The 20,347-nt window shown below is 68.9% G+C and carries 22 protein-coding genes; 10 read left to right on the forward strand and 12 right to left on the reverse strand.

Annotated features, from left to right (window positions below; all coding sequences use genetic code 11):
• Window positions 1-183 precede the first annotated feature (183 nt).
• Window positions 184-1,146, reverse strand: coding sequence for an isopenicillin N synthase family dioxygenase (locus NR810_RS43515; protein WP_257461392.1), 963 nt, complete (start codon window positions 1,144-1,146; stop codon window positions 184-186).
• A gap of 63 nt (window positions 1,147-1,209) precedes the next feature.
• On the reverse strand, window positions 1,210-1,551 hold the full coding sequence (locus NR810_RS43520; protein WP_257461393.1) for a hypothetical protein: 342 nt from the start codon (window positions 1,549-1,551) through the stop codon (window positions 1,210-1,212).
• 279 nt (window positions 1,552-1,830) lie between these two features.
• Between NR810_RS43520 and rplU the strand changes: the two genes are divergently transcribed.
• The 6 genes from rplU to NR810_RS43550 all read left to right on the forward strand — a co-directional run bounded on the left by rplU (window position 1,831) and on the right by NR810_RS43550 (window position 7,029).
• Window positions 1,831-2,139 carry a 50S ribosomal protein L21 gene (gene rplU, locus NR810_RS43525; RefSeq protein WP_204221289.1) on the forward strand — a complete coding sequence of 103 codons (309 nt, stop codon included), beginning with the start codon at window positions 1,831-1,833 and terminating at the stop codon, window positions 2,137-2,139.
• A 60-nt stretch (window positions 2,140-2,199) separates the two neighbouring features.
• A complete protein-coding gene (gene rpmA, locus NR810_RS43530; protein WP_204221288.1) occupies window positions 2,200-2,466 on the forward strand; it encodes a 50S ribosomal protein L27 in 267 nt (88 codons plus the stop codon).
• Between the two features lie 132 nt (window positions 2,467-2,598).
• Entirely contained in the window at window positions 2,599-4,002 is a 1,404-nt protein-coding gene (gene obgE / locus NR810_RS43535; RefSeq protein ID WP_257461394.1) for a GTPase ObgE, read from the forward strand.
• Between the two features lie 4 nt (window positions 4,003-4,006).
• On the forward strand, window positions 4,007-4,696 hold the full coding sequence (locus tag NR810_RS43540; protein ID WP_257461395.1) for a TrmH family RNA methyltransferase: 690 nt from the start codon (window positions 4,007-4,009) through the stop codon (window positions 4,694-4,696).
• Window positions 4,697-4,773: 77 nt separating this feature from the next.
• A complete protein-coding gene (locus NR810_RS43545) occupies window positions 4,774-5,574 on the forward strand; it encodes a LolA family protein (RefSeq protein ID WP_257461396.1) in 801 nt (266 codons plus the stop codon).
• Window positions 5,575-5,577: 3 nt separating this feature from the next.
• Window positions 5,578-7,029: a hypothetical protein gene (locus NR810_RS43550; protein WP_257461398.1), complete on the forward strand. Its 1,452-nt coding sequence runs from the start codon at window positions 5,578-5,580 to the stop codon at window positions 7,027-7,029.
• A gap of 71 nt (window positions 7,030-7,100) precedes the next feature.
• Here NR810_RS43550 and rimO read toward each other — a convergent pair whose 3' ends face one another.
• From rimO to NR810_RS43580, 6 genes are all read right to left on the reverse strand, one after another.
• A complete protein-coding gene (rimO, locus tag NR810_RS43555) occupies window positions 7,101-8,474 on the reverse strand; it encodes a 30S ribosomal protein S12 methylthiotransferase RimO (protein ID WP_257461448.1) in 1,374 nt (457 codons plus the stop codon).
• 41 nt (window positions 8,475-8,515) lie between these two features.
• Window positions 8,516-9,640 (reverse strand): DOMON domain-containing protein, encoded by a 1,125-nt coding sequence (locus NR810_RS43560; RefSeq protein WP_306819010.1) that lies wholly within the window; start codon window positions 9,638-9,640, stop codon window positions 8,516-8,518.
• A gap of 2 nt (window positions 9,641-9,642) precedes the next feature.
• Window positions 9,643-10,140, reverse strand: coding sequence for a YajQ family cyclic di-GMP-binding protein (locus tag NR810_RS43565; RefSeq protein WP_257461399.1), 498 nt, complete (start codon window positions 10,138-10,140; stop codon window positions 9,643-9,645).
• Between the two features lie 17 nt (window positions 10,141-10,157).
• Window positions 10,158-11,801 carry a ribonuclease J gene (locus NR810_RS43570; protein WP_257461400.1) on the reverse strand — a complete coding sequence of 548 codons (1,644 nt, stop codon included), beginning with the start codon at window positions 11,799-11,801 and terminating at the stop codon, window positions 10,158-10,160.
• Window positions 11,802-11,876: 75 nt separating this feature from the next.
• Window positions 11,877-12,521 carry an HAD family hydrolase gene (locus tag NR810_RS43575; RefSeq protein WP_257461401.1) on the reverse strand — a complete coding sequence of 215 codons (645 nt, stop codon included), beginning with the start codon at window positions 12,519-12,521 and terminating at the stop codon, window positions 11,877-11,879.
• 21 nt (window positions 12,522-12,542) lie between these two features.
• Complete coding sequence (locus NR810_RS43580) at window positions 12,543-12,926, reverse strand: cupin domain-containing protein (protein ID WP_257461402.1); 384 nt, start codon at window positions 12,924-12,926, stop codon at window positions 12,543-12,545.
• A gap of 77 nt (window positions 12,927-13,003) precedes the next feature.
• Between NR810_RS43580 and NR810_RS43585 the strand changes: the two genes are divergently transcribed.
• Complete coding sequence (locus NR810_RS43585; RefSeq protein WP_257461403.1) at window positions 13,004-13,501, forward strand: response regulator; 498 nt, start codon at window positions 13,004-13,006, stop codon at window positions 13,499-13,501.
• Between the two features lie 21 nt (window positions 13,502-13,522).
• On the opposite strand, the gene NR810_RS43590 is transcribed toward NR810_RS43585, so the two are convergent.
• Window positions 13,523-13,915 (reverse strand): GIY-YIG nuclease family protein, encoded by a 393-nt coding sequence (locus NR810_RS43590; RefSeq protein ID WP_257461404.1) that lies wholly within the window; start codon window positions 13,913-13,915, stop codon window positions 13,523-13,525.
• A 38-nt stretch (window positions 13,916-13,953) separates the two neighbouring features.
• A complete protein-coding gene (locus tag NR810_RS43595; RefSeq protein WP_257461405.1) occupies window positions 13,954-14,529 on the reverse strand; it encodes a hypothetical protein in 576 nt (191 codons plus the stop codon).
• A 371-nt stretch (window positions 14,530-14,900) separates the two neighbouring features.
• On the opposite strand from NR810_RS43595, the gene NR810_RS43600 reads away from it, so the two are divergent.
• The 3 genes from NR810_RS43600 to NR810_RS43610 all read left to right on the forward strand — a co-directional run bounded on the left by NR810_RS43600 (window position 14,901) and on the right by NR810_RS43610 (window position 17,756).
• Window positions 14,901-16,703, forward strand: coding sequence for a sensor histidine kinase (locus NR810_RS43600; RefSeq protein ID WP_257461406.1), 1,803 nt, complete (start codon window positions 14,901-14,903; stop codon window positions 16,701-16,703).
• A gap of 153 nt (window positions 16,704-16,856) precedes the next feature.
• Window positions 16,857-17,315, forward strand: coding sequence for a hypothetical protein (locus NR810_RS43605; protein WP_257461407.1), 459 nt, complete (start codon window positions 16,857-16,859; stop codon window positions 17,313-17,315).
• Window positions 17,316-17,402: 87 nt separating this feature from the next.
• Complete coding sequence (locus tag NR810_RS43610) at window positions 17,403-17,756, forward strand: hypothetical protein (RefSeq protein ID WP_257461408.1); 354 nt, start codon at window positions 17,403-17,405, stop codon at window positions 17,754-17,756.
• A gap of 52 nt (window positions 17,757-17,808) precedes the next feature.
• Here NR810_RS43610 and NR810_RS43615 read toward each other — a convergent pair whose 3' ends face one another.
• Window positions 17,809-19,338, reverse strand: coding sequence for an ELWxxDGT repeat protein (locus tag NR810_RS43615; protein ID WP_257461410.1), 1,530 nt, complete (start codon window positions 19,336-19,338; stop codon window positions 17,809-17,811).
• Window positions 19,339-19,436: 98 nt separating this feature from the next.
• Window positions 19,437-20,309, reverse strand: a complete 873-nt coding sequence (locus tag NR810_RS43620) for a class I SAM-dependent methyltransferase (RefSeq protein WP_257461412.1) — start codon at window positions 20,307-20,309, stop codon at window positions 19,437-19,439.
• Window positions 20,310-20,347: the final 38 nt, after the last annotated feature.

Raw genomic sequence — 20,347 nt, forward strand, 5'->3', positions numbered from 1 at the left:
GCTCGCGGGGCAGGCGTGGACACGTCCCCGCCAGAGCGGACAGCTTGCGAGGCACCGGCACGGTGAGGTGGAGGTTGTCGGAGCTGGTGCTCGCCGGGTTCGTTGAAGGCCCAAGGACCGTCCGAGGACCAAGCATTGGCGGAGGGTTGGCAGGTGGCCCATGAGCCCGAGCGGGGCGCCGAGCTACTTGATGAGACCGATCTCCCGCAGACGCTGCTTGAGGAAGGCGTCGGCGGTGATGGGGGGCTGGCCGGGGTTCTCGGGCGTGACGGTGCCCGGCAGCGGCTCGAGCACGCACTCCGGATAGGGGTGCACGAAGAAGGGCATGGAGTAGCGCGTGTTGTCCTCGGCGGCCGAGGGCGGATTGACGACGCGGTGGGTGGTGGAGGGGATGACGTTGTTGGTGATGCGGCTGAGCATGTCACCCGAGTCCACGACGATCTGCCCGCGCAGCGTGTCCACGGGAATCCACTCGCCATCGCGGGTGAGGATTTCGAGACCCGAGGCGGTGCCCTCGCACAGGAGGGTGATGAGGTTGATGTCCTCGTGCTCGGCGGCGCGGACAGCGCCGGGGATGAACTTGTCCTTGAGGGGCGGGTAGTGGATGACGCGCAGCACCGAGGTGCCGTCCTGGGCCATGTCGCTGAAGGTGTTGCGGTCGATACCGAAGAACTCGGCGATGGCCTGGAGCATCACGGACGCGGCCTCGTCGAGCGCGCGGTAGAGCTCGATCGTGTTGGTGCGGAAGGAGGGGACCTCCTCGGGCCAGACGTTGTGGGCGGCGACGTCGGGGCGGCGCGGGTGGCCCTCGGGGAGGTCGCGGCCGACGTGCCAGAACTCCTTGAGGTCGCCCACGGTGCGGTTCTTCGCGTGCTCCTTGCCGAAGGGGGTGTAGCCGCGCTGCCCGCCGAACTCGGGGACGTGGTAGCGGTGCTTCACGTTCTCCGGGAGGCGGAAGAAGGCCTCTACGTCCGCGTAGGTGCGGCGGATGAGCGCGTCGTCGACGCCGTGTCCTTCCACGGAGACGAAGCCGAACTCCTTGAGGGCCTCACCGAACACCCGGACGAAGCGAGCGCGCTCCTCGGGGTTGCCGGAGCGGTAGTGGGACAGGTTGACGAGCGGGATGCGACGGGAGGGACGCGACATGGCGCGCACACTGTAGCCGTCACCCGGGCGTGACGTGAACCGCCTCGGGGTAAACCGGCGGCCCTAGAAGATGGCCGCCTCGCACGGGTTGCTGAGGGCCCTGCTGTCGCACCGGGAGATGTCCTGGAGGAAGGCTTCCTTCTGTCCGGGCTGGCAGGTGCCGAGCCTCTGGTAGCACCTGACCTGGCTCTCGAGCGTGGTCACGTCCTCGTCGGCGCACGCGTGGAGGTTCTGCTCGCACCGGTTCGGGTCCAGGGAGGGCAGGGGGGCTCGCTCCATGCAGGGCCGGGCCTTCTGATCCACGTCGGCGTAGGCCGCGGCCAGATCCGCGCAGGTGGTGCTCCGGCACCCGGCGAGCCAGACCGCGGCGGCCAGGGGGGCGAGCACCCATCCAGACTTCCGCATGCGGCCAACTCCTTGTTAGAAGAGGGGAAAGGGGCATCCTACCGGGCGGGCAGCCGGCCGGGCGGGAGGCGGACCTGTCCTGTCCACAGTCGGGCAGGCGGGGGTTCAGGGCGTGGTGGGGTACACGGGGTGTGCGGCAACCCACCATCTTGCCTTGACTCCCCTGGCCTTCTCCCGTAGATCGGGCCCCCTTTGCATCCTCGGGCAGGTCCGTCCGAGGAAATGCACTCCGGCCTTTCACGGGTTGAATCAACCCGGACAAAAACCAGGGGTTCTACGATGTACGCAGTCATTCGCACGGGCGGGAAGCAGTACCGCGTGGCCGAGGGCGACGTGCTCCGGATCGAGAAGGTCTCGGGGAACGTGGGCACCGAGGTGACCTTCAACGACGTCCTGATGCTCGGCGGTTCCGACAGCCCGAAGGTGGGGCAGCCGACCGTGTCGGGCGCCAAGGTCGTGGGCAAGATCCTGGCCCAGGACAAGCACCGCAAGGTGCTGCACTTCCGCAAGGAGAAGGAGGGCTGGACGCGCCGCCGTGGCCACCGTCAGCCCTACACCGAGGTCAAGGTGACCTCCATCTCCGGCTAGTCCGGGTCACAACTTCCCGGAGCGTCGAGTGGCGCGCCGGCAGCATCAGGGATCGGTGTCATGGCTCATAAAAAGGGACAGGGTTCTTCGCGCAACGGTCGCGATTCCAATCCGCAGTACCGCGGCGTGAAGGTGTTCGCGGGCGAGACCGTCAGCGCGGGGAGCATCCTCGTGCGGCAGCTCGGCACGGTCATCCACCCGGGCTCCAACGTGAAGCTCGGTCGTGACTACACCCTCTATGCCACGGTGGATGGAGTGGTGAAGTACGAGCGCCAGGGACGGGACCGCAAGAAGGTCTCCGTCTATCCGGCCCAGGCGAGCGCCTAAGTCCAGGCGTCGTCGTCTGAAGGGGCCCGCGAGAGCGGGTCCCTGTTTGCCTCGTGAGCGGGTCGCTCCCGGTCCAAGCGCCTTCGGGCGGTGGACGTGGAGGCGGCCCGTTCCGCATTTCTGGGGTCTGGGATGAAATTCGTCGATGAAGTCCGCATCCACGTGAAGGCCGGGGACGGAGGCAACGGGGCCGTTGCCTTCCGCCGGGAGAAGTACGTCGATCGCGGCGGTCCGAGCGGTGGAGACGGGGGGGATGGTGGCTCGGTCATCTTCGTGGCCGATCCCCAGCTCACCACGTTGCTGGACTACCGCTACCAGCAGCACCACCGGGCGAAGAACGGCGAGCAGGGCATGGGCAGCGACTGCAATGGCCGCTCCTCGGAAGACCTGGTCCTCAAGGTGCCGGTGGGCACGCTCATCCGCGACGCGGACACCGACGAGCTGCTGGCGGATCTGAGCGACGCCGATCAGCGCGTGGTGGTGTGCCAGGGTGGCCGGGGCGGCCTGGGCAACATGAACTTCGCCACGTCCACGCGGCAGACGCCGCGCTTCGCCCAGGACGGCACCAAGGGCGAGGAGCGCACCCTGCGGCTGGAGCTGAAGCTGCTGGCCGACGTGGGGCTCTTGGGCTACCCCAACGCGGGCAAGAGCACGCTCATCTCCATCGTGAGCCGGGCGCGGCCGAAGATCGCCGACTACCCGTTCACCACGCTCGTGCCCAACCTGGGCCTGGTCCAGTACAAGGACGGCCTGTCCTTCGTGATGGCGGACATCCCCGGTCTCATCGAGGGCGCCAGCGAGGGTGTGGGGCTGGGGCTCCAGTTCCTGCGGCACGTGGAGCGCTGCAAGGTGCTCATCCACCTGCTGGACATGGGCGCCGAGGGCGAGGGGCGTGATCCGCTGCACGACTTCGACATCCTCAACACGGAGCTGAGCAAGTACAGCGAGGAGCTGTCGCGCAAGCCGCAGGTGGTGGCGGCCAACAAGCTGGATCTGCCGAACGCGCAGGAGCGGCTCGGGACGGTGACTGAGGAGATGCGCAAGCGGGGCATCGCCGTGTTCCCCGTCTCGTGCGCCACGGGCCAGGGCATGCAGCCGCTGCTCGATGCGGTGGCCGAGGTGCTCTTCACCGGCAAGACGGACAAGCTCCACGTGGAGCCGCCGCCGAAGCCCCGGGCGGAGAAGAAGGCTCCCGCCGCGCGGCCCGCCGAGCCCGCCGTGAAGAAGGCCGCGGCGAAGAAGGCTCCGGCCGAGGCCCCCGCGAAGAAGGCCGTGGCCACGAAGAAGGCGGCGCCCGTGAAGAAGGCACCGGCGAAGAAGGCCGTGGCAGCGAAGAAGGCGGCGCCCGTGAAGAAGGCCGCGCTGGCGAAGAAGGCACCGGCGAAGAAGGCCGTGGCCGCGAAGAAGACCGTGGCGAAGAAGGCTCCCGTGAAGAAGGCGGCGGCCCGGAAGGTGGCCACGAAGGCGGCGAAGAAGGCACCGGCGCGCAAGGCGGCGGCGAAGAAGGCCGCGCCGAAGCGGGCCCGGAGGTCCTGACGCGATGGCGGGCGGCGGTCCTCATTACGAGAAGCTCGAGAAGGCCCCGGTGGAAGCGGAGGCCCTCCTGCTCGACGTGCGCAAGGAGAAGATCGACAAGGTCATCTCCCAGCGCACGCGCACCTTCACGGTGGTGCTGGATCGGCTGGAGGACAGCTTCAACATGGCGGCGGTGCTGCGCACCTGCGAGGCCAATGGCCTCCAGGAGGTGCACGTCATCGTGAACCCCGAGGCGCCCTTCATGCCGAACTCGCGGGTGGCGCAGGGCTGCGACAAGTGGCTCGACGTGAAGCTCTACAAGGACTTCGCCTCGTGCCGCGAGCACCTCAAGTCGCGCGGCTTCGCGCTGTACGCCTCGGCCATCCGCGAGGACGCCACCAGCCTCTACTCGCTGCGCTTCGACTCGAAGATCGCCCTCGTCTTCGGCAACGAGCGCGAGGGCGTGAGCCAGGAGGTGCTGGAGCAGTCGGACGGCACCTTCTGGATTCCGATGCGCGGGTTCAGCCAGAGCCTGAACATCTCCGCCGCCGCGTCGGCCTCCATTACCCGGGCGATCTCCTGGCGCGAGGAGCACCTCGGGCGCGTGGGAGACCTCACCGAGGCGGAAGCCCAGGAACTGCGTGACCGCTTCTATGTGCTCGCCGTGAAACAGCGGCGGCGCATCTTCAAGAAGCAGCCCCCGCCCAGGCCTTGAATGCAGGGGCCGGGGGGCCCGTCTGTAGGTACAGTTGGAACCGCGGGCCGAGTGCCCGCCTGGAGAGAGCTCAAGCCATGTACCTCGAGAAGCTGCTCGTGACCCTGCTGGCCGCGCCCGTGATGGCCACGGCGCCCGCCACTGTCTCCCACCAGGTGGTTGCCCAGGCGCCCGCCGCGCAGGCGCCCGCTCCCCAGGCCGCCCCCAAGGCGGAGGCGCCCAAGGCCGCCGAGGCCCCGAAGCCGGCCGAGGCCCCGAAGGCCGCCGAGAAGAAGATGACGCCGGAGGTGAAGGACCTGGTGGACCGGATGCAGTCCTTCTACGAGAAGACGCAGGACTTCTCGTCCGACTTCAAGCAGGACTACAAGTACAAGGCGCTGCGGCGCACGCAGACCTCGACGGGCAAGGTCATCTACAAGAAGCCGGGGTTGATGCGCTGGGAGTACGAGAAGCCCTCCAAGCGCACCTTCGTGCTGGCCGGCGAGAAGGTGTACGCGTTCGATCCGGAGGCGCAGACGCTGAGCGTGGGCCGCATCGACACGACCCAGCTGTCGGCGTCGGTGACGTTCCTCTTCGGCCAGGGGAATCTGGCGAACGAGTTCTCCATCACCAAGGGCGAGTGCAAGGACTGCAAGGGCACGCTGCTGGTGCTGGACCCGCTGAAGGCCGAGCCGCGCTTCCGCCAGGTGCGCCTGGAGGTGGACCCGAAGACGGCGCAGGTGCTGAAGAGCACGGTGGTGGATCCGGACGGCAGCGAGAACGCGATCGCCTTCCTGAACCTGAAGACGAACGTGGGTGTCGCGGCGGACGCCTTCAAGCTCAACCCGCCCGAGGGCACGCGCATCGACGACTTCACCAAGACGCAGCAGCGGAAGTAGCCAGTGCGGAGCGCGCGTCTCGGGGCCCTGTTGCTGGTGCTCGCCGGGTGTCACCGGGGAGCCGCCGGTCCCGCCGCGCCCGAGCGGCCGGGCAGCCTCGTGGACCAGACGCTGCCGCTGCTGCCCTCGCCCCACCTGCGGCTCGTGGTGGAGGGCCACTTGAATGGACGTCCGGTGCCGGTGGTGCTGGACGTATCCCGGGGGCTCTCGGCGGTGTCCGAGGGCTGCTGGGATGAGAAGAGGCCCCCGCCGCCCATCGTGGGCAACGCGCGCGTGCCGGACGTCTACGCCGGCCCTGGCGGCCTGCGGGACTGGCCGTTGGTGCGCGTGCCGGGCCTGCGCGTGGGGAGCGTTCCGCTGGGACCTCGGGGCATGGGCCTCACCGGCGAGCGCACCTGCTCGGTGACGCTGGGGGCGGACGTGTTGGCCGCGTATGCCTTCACGGTGGATCCGCTGCGGCGGGAGGTGTCCTTCGAGAAGTCGCGCCCGCGCGCGGAGTACCTGGCGCAGGCGGCGGCTCCCGGGACGGACCCGGCCGAGGAGGTGTACCGGCTCGAGCTCACGAGAGACCCGGTGGGTGACTGGCCGCTGATCGCCGCGCGGGTGTCGCAGGCGGAGGCGGCCCTCACCGGACCCTTCGTGCTGGGCACGCGCGAGCCCTTCTCGAGGCTCGCGTTGGGGGCCGCGGAAGCGCAGGGAATCCAACCGCTGGAGACGACGGCCAATCTGCCCCCGAGGGCCTACGTGGTGGACACGGTGGAGCTGTCCTCGGACGTGGGGGTGAAGCCGCTGGTGATGGAGGCCGGGGTGGGGTGGAGGAACCCGACCACGCTGGGCCGTATCGGGCCGGACGTCTGGGGCCACTTCCGCACGACGGTGGACGTGCAGGGAGACACGCTGGTGTTGCGCCGGCCGCGCGTGCAGGCCGTCGAGGGCCGCCAGCGCTGCGCGAGACCGGGTGCCCAGAACGCGGAGGAGCTCCGGGAGGAGTCCTGCTTCGGGCTGCACGTGAGGCGAGGGGCGGAGGGGCGGACGGCCGTCACGGGCGCGGTGTTCAGGGATCTGCCCGAGGGGGGGAGGGTGCACCTGGAGCCGCTGGGTGAGGACGGCAAGCCGCTGCCGCTGGACTGCAAGGTGGGGTTCTCGTTCGCGCCGACGAGCCGGGGCGAGACGACGCAGCACCTGGTGCCGTGGCCGAGGCTGGCGCAGTCGATGCCCGAGTGCAGTGACGCCCTGAAATCGGTGCGCGGGTACACGCTGGCGCTGTTCGAGGAAGGGCAACTGCAGGAGTGCCCCAACGCGTGCATCTTCGTGCACCAGGCGAGCACGGGGCGCACGGTCTGTGAGTGCCAGCCGACGCCGCTGGGTGACGCGATGGCTGTGCCCCGTCGAAGCAATACGCCGAAGCCACCGACGAAGAAGGAGCGCGAGCAGGAACCCGAGGACCCGAAGTAGACCCATATCCCCTCTCCCTTCGGGAGAGGGACGGGGTGAGGGTATCAATCGTCCCGGGTTCCCATCCGCGACTACCGGGCCGACGGCACCACGGCCATCGGGAATGAGTCACGCGGCTTGAGCACGCGGTCCTTCGGGTTGGGCCGCTCGACCACCTTGCCCACCAGGTCGTAGTCGTGCGCCTCCGTCACCTCCAGGGTGACGAACTCGCCCGGGTAGGCCAGACCGTCGTTGATGTAGACCAGACCGTCGATCTCCGGCGCCTGGCCCTCGTGGCGGCCCACCAGCAGGTGCTCGGACTCCTCGCTCGGGCCCTCCACCAGCACTTCGATCCGCTTGCCCACCAGCTTCTTGTTCTGCTCGCGGTTGATGCGCTTCTGGATGGCCATCACCTCGCGCCAGCGGCGCTCGATGGTCTGCTTGGGCACCTTGTTCGCGTAGTCGTACGCCGCCGTGCCCTCCTCGTCCGAGTACTGGAACACCCCGAGCCGCTCGAAGCGCTGCTCCTTCACGAACTCCTTGAGCATCTCGAAGTCCTCCTCGGTCTCGCCGGGCATGCCGACGATCATCGAGGTGCGCATCACCAGCCCCGGCACCCGGGCGCGCAGCTTCGCCAGCAGCTCCTTGAGGAACTTCGAGTCCCGGCCCCGCTTCATCGACAGCAGCAGCTTGTCGCTCGCGTGCTGCAGCGGCATGTCCAGGTATTTGGCGATCTTCTTCTCCGTCGCCATCAGCTCGATGAGCTCGTCCGTGAACACGCGCGGGTAGGCGTAGTGCAGGCGGATCCACCGCACGTCCACCTTCACCAGCTCGCGCAGCAGGTCATGCAGCTTAGGCTTGCCCGGCAGGTCGTGCCCGTACGCCGTCAGGTCCTGCGCCACCAGGTTCAGCTCCTGCACGCCCTGCTCGGCCAGGCGCTTCGCCTCCGCGACGATGTCCTCGATGGTGCGCGAGCGCTGCCCACCGCGCAGCGTGGGGATGATGCAGAAGGCGCACGCGTTGTCGCAGCCCTCGGAGATCTTCAGGTATGCCGTGTACGACGGCATCGAGTTCTCGCGCGGCGTCTTCGCGTCGTGGATGTAGTCCGGATCCGGAATCACCTGGCGCGGAGAGGCCTCGGCGGCGAGCAGGTCGCCGATCTGCGCGTAGGCGCCCGTGCCGAGGAAGTGATCCACCTCGGGCATCTCCTTGGACAGCTCGGCGCCGTAGCGCTGCGACAGACAGCCGGTGACGACGAGCGTGCTGCACGCCCCCGACTTCTTGAACTCGGCCATCTCCAGGATGGAGTCCACGGACTCCTGCTTGGCGGGCCCGATGAACGCACAGGTGTTGACGACGATGACCTGGGCCTCGGAGGGATCCTGCACCAGGGCGTAGCCCCGCTGCTTGAGGGTGCCCAGCATCACCTCGGAGTCCACCCGGTTCTTCGGGCAGCCGAGGGTCATCATGTAGAGGTTCTTCGTATCGGGGGGATTCTGCACAGCGCTTACCGCTTTCCGAGTTCGGTCCGCTCGAAGTGGTCTCCACTCCAAGCAAAGTTGATGGTCGGGCCGTTCGAGTAACCGATGCTCAACGCGCCCTCTTCATCGAGCACCACATTCGTCGCTCGGCCCAGCGCACACGTGGCGGCCGGCCATTCGAGCACCCGCTGCGCCGTCTTCCCCTTCACGAGGTAGAGGGCGAGGCGCAGCTCCTTGTCCCCGTCACACTTGCCACCGGTGGTGTACGGATTCTCGCCCGTCAACACCGCGAGCAGCGGCCTTCCATCCGGCAAAGACAGCGTCTCCGGCACATTCACGCCCACCTTCTCCGCGGAGACGGCATTCGGGGCCACCAGGGCCTTGAGCAGGCCAGGCGTCAGGGCCGCGTCCGCCTCTACCCAGAGCGGGTAGTGGAGCACGCCATAGCCCAGCCAGCCGTCCGGCTGCCCCTCGAGCGCCACCACGCCCTCCGGGGGCTTGAGCTTGAGTCCCTTGCGGAAGTCGTCCGGCAGCTTGAGGGCGTCCCCCACCATGCTCCCGCCCTGGCAGTTGGTGACGGGGGCGGGCTTCGCGCCCGCTCCGTCCACGTCCTCATAGGTGAGGCACAGGTCGAGCACGAGCGGCTCCACCGCGGGGATGCGCGGCAGGGCGCGGGCGGGGATGGCCACCTCGAGCGCCAGGTTGTTGTCCTTGCGCTTCACCCCCGCGTCCACCAGCTTCTGGGCGAACTCGGAGGTGCCGCTCTCCGGCGGCGAGGCGCGCTTGCCATCGAAGGCGAAGCGGAACACGTGGCCGCTGGCGGTGGCACCGGCCTCGGGGAAGAAGAGCGTGAGGGTGAGCACGTCCCCGGCCTGGAGCTGGTCGTCCGTGGCCTCCACCCCCACGTAGAGGATGTCCTTGCGCCACGCGGCGCGGGCCGTGAAGGAGGCGCTCGCGTCCAGGGACGCGGGGGGCTTGAAGGTGAGCGTGCCGGGGAAGTCCTTGAGGTCCCCATCCAGCTTCGGGGCCTTGGGCAGCGAGGGCACGGCCTTGGTGGGACGCTGCTGCTCCGGAGCCGGCGCCTGCTCCTGGGCGGAGGCGGCCACCGGGGCGAGCGCCCCGAGCACTGCGGAAGCGACGAGTGCGCGCACGGCTAGTCCCGGAAGTTGGTGAACTGCATGTCGAGCTGCAGCCGGTCCTGCTCCTTGCGGAACAGGGCGATGGCCGCCTGAAGGTCATCCTTGTTCTTGCCCGTGACGCGCAGCTGGTCGCCCTGGATGGAGCCCTGGACCTTCATCTTCGAGTCCTTGAGGAGCTTCACCAGCTCCTTGGACTTCTCCACCGGGATGCCCTGCTGCAGCTTGATGAGCTGCTTCACGTTGGACAGGCCCGTCTTCTCGATGGGCTCGTACTCCAGCGCCAGCAGCGAGATGCCGCGCTTGGCCAGCTTGCTGAGCAGGACCTCCTTGGCGGCCTGGACCTTCTCCTCGCTGTTGGCCTTCACCGTGATGGAGGTCTTGTCCGGAGCGAGCACGATGTCCCCGTTGACGCCCTGGAAGTCGTAACGGGTGGAGATCTCCTTCTTGGCCTGATTGACCGCGTTGTCGAGCTCGGCGATATCGATTTTGGAGACGACGTCGAAGGAAGGCATGGCAGTCCGCGCCCTTATCACACCTTGATGACCATCGGCACCACGACGGGCCGCTTGGATGTATACAGCTTGAAGGCCCGGCGCACGGCGCGTGCCAGCTCCTCCCGGGCCCGGGCGTCATCCCCCCGGAGCTGCGGGGACATCTCCAGGAAGAAGGTCCGGGCGTCCTCCGCCACCCGGGGCAGCAGCACCTGCTCGTCCAGGTTCAGGCCCTGGCCCGTGAGCTGCGGCCCCGCCATCACCGACAGGCTCGCCCGGTCGATGACGAGGGCGGCCACGATCAGACCCGTCTCGGCGAGCCGGGTGCGATCCTGCATGATGTCGGGAGTTACCACACCTCCACCGAAGCGATCCCGGTAGATGCGGCCGGTGGGCACACTGCCCGCGAAGCGGCCCTGCCCCTCCTCGAAGACGAGCAGATCCCCATCCTGGGCGAGCAGGAGGTTGGCGGGGGCCAGCCCGGACTCCTTCGCCGTGGCCAGGTGGCGGTGCAGGTGGTGCAACTCGCCGTGAATGGGGACGAAGTTGCGGGGGCGCACCAGGTCCAGCACGCGCCGCTGCTGGGGCTGGCTGGCGTGGCCGGAGACGTGCACGCCGGGCTCCAGGTCCGGGTAGATGACGCGAGCACCCCGCCAGAGCAGCTGGTCGATGAGACCGGACACGGCGCGCTCGTTGCCGGGGATGGCGCGGGCGCTGAGGACGACCAGGTCCCCGGGCTCCAGGCGCATGGCGCCGTCTCCAGAGGCGAGCTGCGAGAGACCGGCGCGCGGCTCGGCCTGGGAGCCGGTGGCGAGCACCAGCAGGCGCCCGGCGGGCACCGAGGGCGCCGCGTCCAGCGAGACGAAGAGGGCGTCGTTGATGCCGGGGAGGAAGCCGAGCTGGCGCGCCATCTCGATGTTGCGCGCCATGCTGCGGCCCATGGTGACGACCTTGCGCTCCAGCTTCTGCGCCAGCTGCAACACGTGGTGGATGCGGTGCAGGTTGGAGGCGAACATGCTCACCACGATGCGGCCCGGCACATCGCGGAAGAGCCGATCGAAGGTCTGCTCCACCTCGCGCTCGCTGCCCGTCTCGTGCGTGCGCTCGGAGTTGGTGGAGTCGGACAGCAGGCAGAGCACGCCCTCGTCACCGAGCTCGCCCCAGCGCTCCAGGTCCGTGCGCAGGCCGTCGATCGGGTCCGGATCCAGCTTGAAGTCGCCGGTGTGGATGACGGGCCCCTCGGGGGTACGGACGATGTAGCCCACCGCGTCCGGCACCGTGTGCGTGACACGGCAGGCCTCGACGGTGAAGTGGGCTCCCACCGGGAAGGGGTTGCGCGGCTCTATCTCGCGCAGGTCCGCCTCCACCCCCAGCTCCTCCAGCCGGTTGCGCACCATGCCGAGCGTGAAGCGGGTGCCGTACACGGGCACGGGCACGTCGTTGAGCAGGAAGGGCAGGGCGCCGACGTGGTCCTCGTGGCCGTGGGTGAGGACGATGCCCTTGAGCAGCGAGGCGTTCTGCCGCAGGTAGGTGAAGTCCGGTACGACGATGTCCACGCCCAGCGTGCCGATGGGGGGGAACATCAAGCCGCAGTCGATGAGGAGCATCTCCCCCCGGCAGGCGATGACCATGGCGTTCAGGCCAATCTCACCCAGTCCTCCCAGGGGAATCACATGGAGCATGCGCCTACATATATGGGCATGGGAGGCCGGGCGCCCTCAGGAATCGTACGCCTGCCTCCTCGCTCCCCTGCCTGCTCATGTTTCCAGGGCGGGGAACTCCCGGCCGGCGATCTTCCCGAGCGTCCGCGCGACCGTGGCCAGCCGCAGGATGGGCAGGTCCGTCGGGGAGTCGCCGATGGCGAAGACGGGGCGCTCGGTGATGAGCTGGCGGGTGGCCAGGACCTTGCCCTCGCCACAGGTGCAGGGCGGCAGCAGCTCATCGCTCAGCCGGCCCTCCACCTCGCGCAGGCGCATGCCCACCACGCGCTCGATGCCCATGCGCGCTCCCGCCACCCGCCCGAGCAACTCGGCCGAGCCCGTGAGGATCCACACCCGGTGACGCCGGGAGAGGGCCCGCGCCAGCTCGACGGTGTGCGGGTTGAGCCGCACCTCACCCCGCTCCAGCACGTCGGTGGCGAGCGCCTCGACCTCGCTGGGGCTCAGCCCGGCCAGGGCCTGGGCGGCCACGTCGCCCGCTCCGCACCAGTCGCGAGCCGCCAGTGCCTCGTAGGCACCCCAGGGGTCGGTGGTGCCGAGGATGGAGGCGGCGCGGGGGGGCAGCCGGTGCAGCAGACGCCGCAGGGTGGCCTCGCCGATGTCTCCGACGAGCAGGGTGTTGTCGAGATCGAAGACGGCGTCTCCGGGGGGCAGCGCATCCAATTGGTCGAGCAGGGCCTTCATGGCGGGGACTCTAGCCCAGGCTCAGCGCGCCTTGATGATGAGGTAGCGCAGCACGGCCTCGTTGGAGGCATTCTCCAGCGCCAGGGTCTTCCCGACAGGCAGGCCGACGAGGCTTCCGGGCTCGAGTGCGACACGCTGCCCATCGACGTACGCCGCACCGTGCCCTTCCAGCGCGAGCACGAGCTCGTCGTCCTCCTGCTGGACGTGTGGGCCCACGCTGCCGCCGGGCTCCAGCTCACACGCGAGCACGGCCGTGAACGGTGGAGTGAACTCGCCGGTGTACAGGTTCCAGACACGCACGGTGCCCTTTCCCCCGAACAACGCCGAGATGGCCTCGTGCTCCTTCTGCGGGTTCCACATGTCCTGGAACATACTCCGGCGGGCGAGCTTCCGAGCCAGGCGCATGGTGCGCCGCCCTCCCTCGGAGCAGAGGGCGAAGCACCCGCCAGGGCCTTGGTAGACAACCCTCGAGAGTCCCTGGCATGTCTCTCGAGCTGATCGCAGTGAGGGACCTCATGGAGCAGAAGAAGCCCGTCACCATCTTGATGGCGGATGACGACGCGGATGACCGGGATTTCGCCCGCACCGCGATGGAGGAGAGCAGGCTCGTCAATGAGCTCCGGTTCGTCGAGGACGGCGAGGAGCTGCTCGACTACCTGCACCGCCGTGGCCGCTATGCCGACCCGAAGGACTCCCCCCGGCCCGGGTTGATCCTCCTGGACCTGAACATGCCCCGCAAGGACGGCCGCGAGGCCCTGCGGGAGATCAAGTCCGACCCGGTGCTCAAGGCGATCCCCGTCGTGGTCCTGACCACCTCCAAGGCCGAGGAGGACATCCTGCGCAGCTACGACCTGGGGGCCAACTGCTTCATCACCAAGCCGGTGACCTTCGAGGGGCTCGTCGATGTCGTGAGGGTGCTCGACAAGCACTGGTTCCAGATCGTCGAGCTGCCTCCCGCGCTCCGCTCCCGTGAGCCCTGATGCCGGCGCCGGAACGGCTCCTCATTCCTTGGGGATGTTGTAGCCGGCCTCGCCGTAGGGCCGGAGCCGGTCGAGCCAGAGCGCCTCCAGCACCCGCAGCTCCTCCTTGAGATCCACGCCCGGCTCCTCCGGCGGCTCGAGGATGTCGAGCTGCTCGAAGGAGAAGCTGTCGGCTCCGTGGCGCCGCCAGTCCTCCTGTAGCTCGCGGTTGGGGCAGGAGCCCAGCTCCAGCTCGAAGCGGACGCGGTTGAGCATTCCCGGAAGGTTGAGGCCCGAGCCCACCAGCACCTTGCCGTTGGTGCGGTTGCGGATGATGTACACCCCCATCGGGGGCGGCTTCTCCTTGTAGGCTCGTTTCATCTCGGCGCGCGAAGTCGGACCGCCGCGCGCGGCGCGGTCATTCGGAGAGGACATACGGGTGCTCCTGGTGTCGTGAGGTGAGGAAAGGCGCTTCAGCTCTCGTAGCCGAGCGCGATGAGCTTCTGTTCGAGGCGTGCGCGGGCGTCCGGGTCGAGCGGCTCCACCCAGTTGCGTCCCATCCGCTCCCAGTCGGGATCCGTGGTGTCCACGCCGCGGGCCTTCAGGAAGTCGGCCTCGCAGATGAAGAACTGCCGCCGGTAGGGGAAGAGGTAGCCGCCCATGGCCCGGAGCGAGGCGAGTGCCTCCGGGTAGGTGGAGAACCAGCGGTTGAGGAAGACGCTCGCGTGCTGGATGAAGAAGCGCTCGAAGTCGACCTGGGGAGGGGTCTCCTCCTCCTCGCCGCGTGCGCTCCGCAACTCCTCCCAGGAGGCGTGGCCCTGCTCCCGGGCGATGACGGCGAGCGCGTGCTTGCGGCGGACCTGCTCCCTGCTCGCGAGCACCTCGCCTGGCGTCTGACCCGCGAAGGCAGGAAGGGCGCGCAGCCGCTCAGCGGCCCGGGTGGAACGCTGGGCGTCGGAAGAGAGCAGATCCTTGAGCAGGATCGATGCCCGGATCTTGCACTCGCGGAGTGGGAGGGGCGTGACGGCCGCGCGGGAGTCGGTTCCCATGAAAAGTCCCTCGTTGTCGGCCCTTACCCGAGTGTGGGCCGTGGAAGGAATTCATCGAGAACAAACATGTCGGACCGCGGGGAGAAACGAGGGTGACGTCGTCTTTTTCGGGCAGGCGCCCCTCGGCACCTGCCCCAGAGATAGTGAAAGGCCAGGACTCCTGCAAGTCCGTTCTCGCCGCTCCCTTCCCCGCACGGCCTGCGTGCCATGCCGTGCACTCTGGCGGATGCGTTTCTCGGCCCGGTGTTGTTGATGGCGCTGAAGCCGGACCTGGGCTCGTCTCGGGCGCGTTGAGAGGGGCTCGGGCGCTCCGCTCTCCCTCTGCTCGCAATCGCTCCGGAGCCGATGCTGTTCCCTCCTCAGGAGGGGTTGTGTCCGACTCCGCAGCTCATACCGGAGGGCAGGAGCATGGTGCCGAGCGGGATGCGGTGCCGAGGGAGGTCCAGTGCGCCGTCCTCCGCGACCGCCGACTGGCGGCCCTGCGGAGCACCGCCCTGCTGGACACACCCGCCGAGGAGGCATTCGATCGATTGGCCCGGCTGGCCACGCGGGTGATTGGCGCACCGGTGGGGCTCGTCACCCTGGTGGCCGAGGACCGGCAGTTCTTCAAGAGCTGCGTGGGCCTGCCTGCTCCCTGGTGTGATGTCCGCCAGACCCCCCTGACCCATTCCTTCTGCATGCACGTGGTGGCCACGGGCGAGCCGCTCCTCATCGAGGACGCGCGCCAGCACCCCGTGCTGCGGGAGAACCTGGCCATCGACCAGCTCGGCGTCGTGGCGTACGCCGGCGTTCCCCTCACGGCCTCGGAAGGGGAGGTCATCGGCACCTTCTGTGTCATCGACACCCGGCCGCGTGTCTGGACGGACGGCGATCTGCACATCCTCTTGGAGCTGGCTTTGTCGGTGATGACGGAGATAGAGCTGCGGGCCAGCCGCGCGCTGGAGCGCCAGGCGCGGGCGGCGGAGGCGGCTCATGCCGAGTCGGAGGCCGCCCGCACGCGCTTCGCCCTGCTGGCGGAGCTGAGCGCCGTGCTCGCCGAGGGGTTCGAGCTCCAATCCGTGCTCGCCCGGGCCGTGCGGCTGGTGGTGCCCCTGGTGGCGGAGGGGTGCATGGTGGAGCTGCTCGACAAGGACGGCCGGCTGCGGAGGGTGGCGGTGGTCCACCAGGATGCCCACGAGCAGGAACGGCTCCGCTCGCTGCCCGAAGCGCAGGCCCTGCTCGTGCCCGAGTCCCGGGACGGGGCGCCGGTCGCCGGGCTCATGCGCGTCACCGGACCCGAGGGCACCTTCCTCCGGCTGCCGCTGTCGAGCCACGGCCGGGTGCTGGGTGCCGTCGGCTTCACCTGCTCCCCCTCGCGCCTCCTGGGTGAGACCGAGCTGGCCCTGGCCCGGGACGTGGCGCGCCGCATGGCGATGGCGGTGGAGAACGCCCGGCTGTACGAGGAGGCGCACGAGGCCATCCAGATGAGGGACAGGTTCCTCTCCATCGCCTCGCACGAGCTGCGCACGCCCCTGACGGCGCTGAGGCTGCAGGCGCAGAGCCTGCTGCGTGGCGCCCTCCAGGCGCGGTCGCTCGCGCTGGGAGAGGTGTGCAGCAAGGTGAGGGTGATCTCCCGGCAGGTGGATCGGCTGGGTCACCTGGTGGACGAGCTGTTGGATCTCTCCCGCATCAAGGAGGGGCACCTGTCCTTCCAGCTCGAGCGCGTGGACCTGGCCGACGTGGTGCGTGACGTGGTGACGCGCTTCCACGAGGACCTGTCACGCTCCGGCAGCATGCTGGTGCTGGCCGGCGTGGACGCGCCCACGGTGGGGCTGTGGAACCGGCTGCGGCTGGAGCAGGTGGTCGTCAATCTGCTCACCAACGCCATCAAATACGGAAAGGGCCGGCCCATCCGGGTGGAGGTGCACTCGGACGCGGACACCGTGTGGCTCGCCGTGAGTGACGAGGGGATTGGCATCGCGCCAGGGGACCAGGAGCGCATCTTCGAGCGCTTCGAGCGGGCCGTGTCCGAGCAGAACTACGGCGGCTTCGGTCTGGGGTTGTGGATCGTCCGGGAGATCGTCCACAGGCTGGGTGGCTCCGTCGCCGTGCGCAGCACGTTGGGGGCCGGCGCGGCCTTCACGGTGGAGCTCCCCCGCCGCCCGGGACGCTCACCCGCTCCGCTCCTGCACTGACGGCTGCTTCGTCCCGCTGGTGGGATTTCCGTCCTGCGTTCCGGATGGCCCCCGGACCGTCGCGCGGGATGCGTCCCTCGGAACGCCGCTGCCTGGGTGATTGGCAGGGCTTCTGCACAAGGCGCGGCGCACACGACATCACCAGGAGCCATCATGAAGAACCCGTCTTTCGCCCTCGCCGTCCTGCTCGCGATCACCACCTCTGGCTGTGGTTTCGGCGGTCAGCAGTTTCACGGCAGCTACAACGTGGCGGGCACCGTCACCATCGCCTTGACGGGCCAGACGACCATGACCAACCCGCTCTCGTTCACCTATCGCATCTCGGAAGGAGCCAACTCGGACATCCTCATCTCCGAGATCCCAGTAGCGGGGACACCGTGTACCTATCCCGCTGATGTCGAGGGCGATGTGGCGACCCTCAGGCCTGGAACGACCTGCACCCTGGTGCAGAATGGCCACACGTTCACCAAGACGATCACGAATGGAATTGCTTCGCTCTCTGGCAAGGCCGTCCAGTTGAATTACTCCGGCAACCTGATGTTCACGGGGGAGGGGAAGACGTATCCGGGCACCATCATCCAGAACGCCACGCTCACCCGGGTCGGGAAGTAGGCGGAGCCGGGCAGGACTCTCGCGCCATGCCCAGATTTCCCGGGGCCCTTTCAGGGGCCCGGTGAATCCCAATCGAGGAGGTATGGCGTGGAGAACTGGACGCTCGGGTATGGAACCCTGCTGACGACGCTCGGGGTGGGCGGGTTCGTCGCGACAGGAGCGCAGCACAAGACAGCGCTCATCCCCGCGGGCTTCGGAACGGCTGCCCTGGGCCTTGGGCTGCTGGAGCGGCGCGGAGCCCAACGGAACGCGGTGCTCGGGGGGGCGGCGCTCCTCGGGCTGCTCGGCTTGCTGGGAACCGCTCGCGCGCTCGCCCGGCTGCCCGCGCTGCTGCGGGGTGAGAAGGTGGAACGGCCCGCCGCCATCGTGTCCCAGTCCGCCATGGCGGGACTCTCCGCCGCCTACGTGGCCCTCTGTCTGCGCGGCCTGTTGTCCCGTTAGGGCATCGGGGGGCCCGCGATGGGCTCGCGGGCCTCCGCTGGCCAGGCGTGTGCTAGCGCCGCAGCGGCATGACCCACAGCTCGCTGCCGTGGACTCCGTCCTGGGCGACGAAGAAGACCTTCGAGCCCACGCGGATGAAGCTGTGCGGGTACGACCAGGTGCCGCCCGGCGCGATGTCCTGCAGTTGCCGCGTGCCCCTCACCGTCCCATCGCTCTCCCACAGTTCCAGGCCCGCTTCGCCATCGGCGCCGCTGAAGAGGATGCGGCCATCCAGGGCGTAGAGCGTGGAGCCGAACTCGTCGGACGTGCTCAGGGGACTGTGCAGCGGCTTCGTCCCGGAGTCCGTCCCATCGGTCACCCAGAGCTGTACGTCGCGCGGGGCCGGGCCGGAGCCGTAGATGCCCAGCGCCAGGAAGAGCTTCCTGCCCGCGACGGTGGAAGCTGTGATGTAGGTGGACGCGTCCGGATCGCTGTAGGGATTGGGAAGGGTGGTGACGAGCTTCACGTGAATGCCCGCGGTGCCGTCCTTCAGCCTGTACAGGCGCGTCGATTGGTCGGACGGATCCGGCGCCGCGAGGTACAGGCAACCGCCGATCGTCCCGAGGAGCTGGACGTATTCGTTGTCCGTGCCCGGTATCAGGTCCGCGACGCGCTCCGTGCCGGCCGCGGTGCCATCGGTCCTCCACACCGTGGTGCCGTGAACCGGGTCCGTGGCGGTGAAGAAGACGCGTCCGCCCAGGGCCGTCAGGTGGAACGGGTAGGAGCTGTTGGCGCCCGGAACGATGTCCGTGACGAGCCCCGTGCCGGCCTCGGTGCCATCCGTCTTCCACAGCTCGGTCCCGTGCTCCAGGTCCGAGAAGGCGAAGAAGAGCGTGTTGCCCACGATGGCCTGCGAGTAGATCAGGGCCGTCTCGGGCCCCAGATCCTTCACCCGCACCGTGCCGGCCTCGGTGCCGTTGCTCCTCCACAACTCATGGCGGGAGGGGGTTGTGTCGGTCCCGGGGATGTAGCGGAAGAAGAGCAGGGTGTTGCCCACGACCGTCAGCCTGTACGGCTCGGAGCCCTCGGGCCCCGGGGTGATGTCCTTCAGCAGCCGCGTTCCCCCGGTGGTGCCGTCACTGACCCACAGCTCGCGGCCATGTGTCTCGTCGCCCACCACGAAGAAGAGCCGCGAGCCCAGGGGCGTCAGCTCCGTCAGCGTGGTGGAGTAGAGGGGAATGCCGGAGGGCGCCAGGAACCTCTTCACCGGCACGGTGCCCGCGGTGGTTCCGTCGCTCTTCCACAGCTCCCGGCGGCCGTCCTCGAAGTTGGCGGCGAAGTAGAGCTTGCCGCGGAACGCCACGAGGCTCTCCGGTTCGGGGCCGTGCCATGGCGGCGTGTGGGCCATGGGGAAGATGTCCTTGACCAGACGCGCGGTGCCCGGCTCCACGCGTCCCCACTCCGCCGTCAGCTCGACCTCCTCCTGCTCGCTCGGAGAGCTGGCCCGCGAGCGCCCGTCCTCCTGGATGCCTTCATCGGGCAGTGGCCCGCCGCACCCCAGTGCCAGCGAGCAGAGCATCGCCATTCCACGCCACCGTCTCATCCCTACCTCCCATTGGAATTGGTGACGGGAGGGTGGGGCCGATGGAGCGCTCTGCCCAGTGCCTCGGGGGGTAGGAAAATCCGTTACCCTGCGTCCGCTCAGCACCTCTTCGCCACGGCCGGGAACTCGACTCCCTCCACGGGCTCCTCCAGCAGGCCCGCGGGCACCAGATAGCGGCGGTGCAGGTCCACGCGCTCGGGAGACTCGTCCAACCGGAAGCCGTGCCGCTCCATGAAGAAGGCCAGCTCTCCCTCCCGGATGTCCCAGAGGAGTGGCTCGCCCGCGCGCCTCAGCCCGGTCTCCGTCACCCAGCGGGTGACCGGTCCCGCCCGGAGCCTTCCGTGCTCGTCATTGCGGACGCAGGTGAGGAGCAGCTGGCTCCCGGGACCGGTGCTCCGATGGAGCGCCTTCAGCAACGCCGACACACTGGCCGGGTCCAGGTACATCAACACCGCCTCGATGATGACGACGCTCGGGGCCTCCATGCGCCACACCGGGAGCCGGGAGAGCACCTCGTCCAGGGGAACGCGGGACAGATCCGCTTCCGCCAGATGCAGGTTGGAGGGCAGGGGCCCCATGCCGCCGAGGGCCTCGCGCTTCATCGCCTGGGTGGCCGGATGGTCCACCTCGACGAAGGTGACCTCCGGGAACTCGGGGGCCAGCCGCCAGCACAGCGTGTCGAGCCCCGCTCCGACGACCAGCACCTGCCGCGTCCCGTCCGCCAGCGCGGCGCGGGTCTCATCGTCCATGAAGCGCTTGCGCAGACCGATCTCCAGGCACATGCCGGGAAAGGTGTGCCGCTCGAGCGCGCTGACGAGGCGGCCGTACCAGGGCGCGCCGAGAATCTGGAGCATCCAGGGCCGCAGCAGCCCCACCTGATGCAGGAGCCGCTCCGAGGCCTCCGCGGCTCCCCTTGGCAGCAGTGGGGCGAACCGGGGCTGGCGCGCGAGCATCGCGATGATCCGGCTCACCCTCACCGCCGTCCGGCTGGCTTTGTGCTTTCTCATAG

Source organism: Archangium lipolyticum, from assembly GCF_024623785.1.
Classification (GTDB): Bacteria; Myxococcota; Myxococcia; order Myxococcales; family Myxococcaceae; genus Archangium; species Archangium lipolyticum.

Coding starts and splice junctions, on each gene's coding strand:
- NR810_RS43515 (WP_257461392.1), bottom strand. CDS start 1,146: ATGTCGCGTCCCTCCCGTCGCATCCCGCTCGTCAACCTGTCCCACTAC.
- NR810_RS43520 (WP_257461393.1), bottom strand. CDS start 1,551: ATGCGGAAGTCTGGATGGGTGCTCGCCCCCCTGGCCGCCGCGGTCTGG.
- rplU (WP_204221289.1), top strand. CDS start 1,831: ATGTACGCAGTCATTCGCACGGGCGGGAAGCAGTACCGCGTGGCCGAG.
- rpmA (WP_204221288.1), top strand. CDS start 2,200: ATGGCTCATAAAAAGGGACAGGGTTCTTCGCGCAACGGTCGCGATTCC.
- obgE (WP_257461394.1), top strand. CDS start 2,599: ATGAAATTCGTCGATGAAGTCCGCATCCACGTGAAGGCCGGGGACGGA.
- NR810_RS43540 (WP_257461395.1), top strand. CDS start 4,007: ATGGCGGGCGGCGGTCCTCATTACGAGAAGCTCGAGAAGGCCCCGGTG.
- NR810_RS43545 (WP_257461396.1), top strand. CDS start 4,774: ATGTACCTCGAGAAGCTGCTCGTGACCCTGCTGGCCGCGCCCGTGATG.
- rimO (WP_257461448.1), bottom strand. CDS start 8,474: ATGACCCTCGGCTGCCCGAAGAACCGGGTGGACTCCGAGGTGATGCTG.
- NR810_RS43565 (WP_257461399.1), bottom strand. CDS start 10,140: ATGCCTTCCTTCGACGTCGTCTCCAAAATCGATATCGCCGAGCTCGAC.
- NR810_RS43570 (WP_257461400.1), bottom strand. CDS start 11,801: ATGCTCCATGTGATTCCCCTGGGAGGACTGGGTGAGATTGGCCTGAAC.
- NR810_RS43575 (WP_257461401.1), bottom strand. CDS start 12,521: ATGAAGGCCCTGCTCGACCAATTGGATGCGCTGCCCCCCGGAGACGCC.
- NR810_RS43580 (WP_257461402.1), bottom strand. CDS start 12,926: ATGCGCCTGGCTCGGAAGCTCGCCCGCCGGAGTATGTTCCAGGACATG.
- NR810_RS43585 (WP_257461403.1), top strand. CDS start 13,004: ATGTCTCTCGAGCTGATCGCAGTGAGGGACCTCATGGAGCAGAAGAAG.
- NR810_RS43590 (WP_257461404.1), bottom strand. CDS start 13,915: ATGTCCTCTCCGAATGACCGCGCCGCGCGCGGCGGTCCGACTTCGCGC.
- NR810_RS43595 (WP_257461405.1), bottom strand. CDS start 14,529: ATGGGAACCGACTCCCGCGCGGCCGTCACGCCCCTCCCACTCCGCGAG.
- NR810_RS43605 (WP_257461407.1), top strand. CDS start 16,857: ATGAAGAACCCGTCTTTCGCCCTCGCCGTCCTGCTCGCGATCACCACC.
- NR810_RS43615 (WP_257461410.1), bottom strand. CDS start 19,338: ATGAGACGGTGGCGTGGAATGGCGATGCTCTGCTCGCTGGCACTGGGG.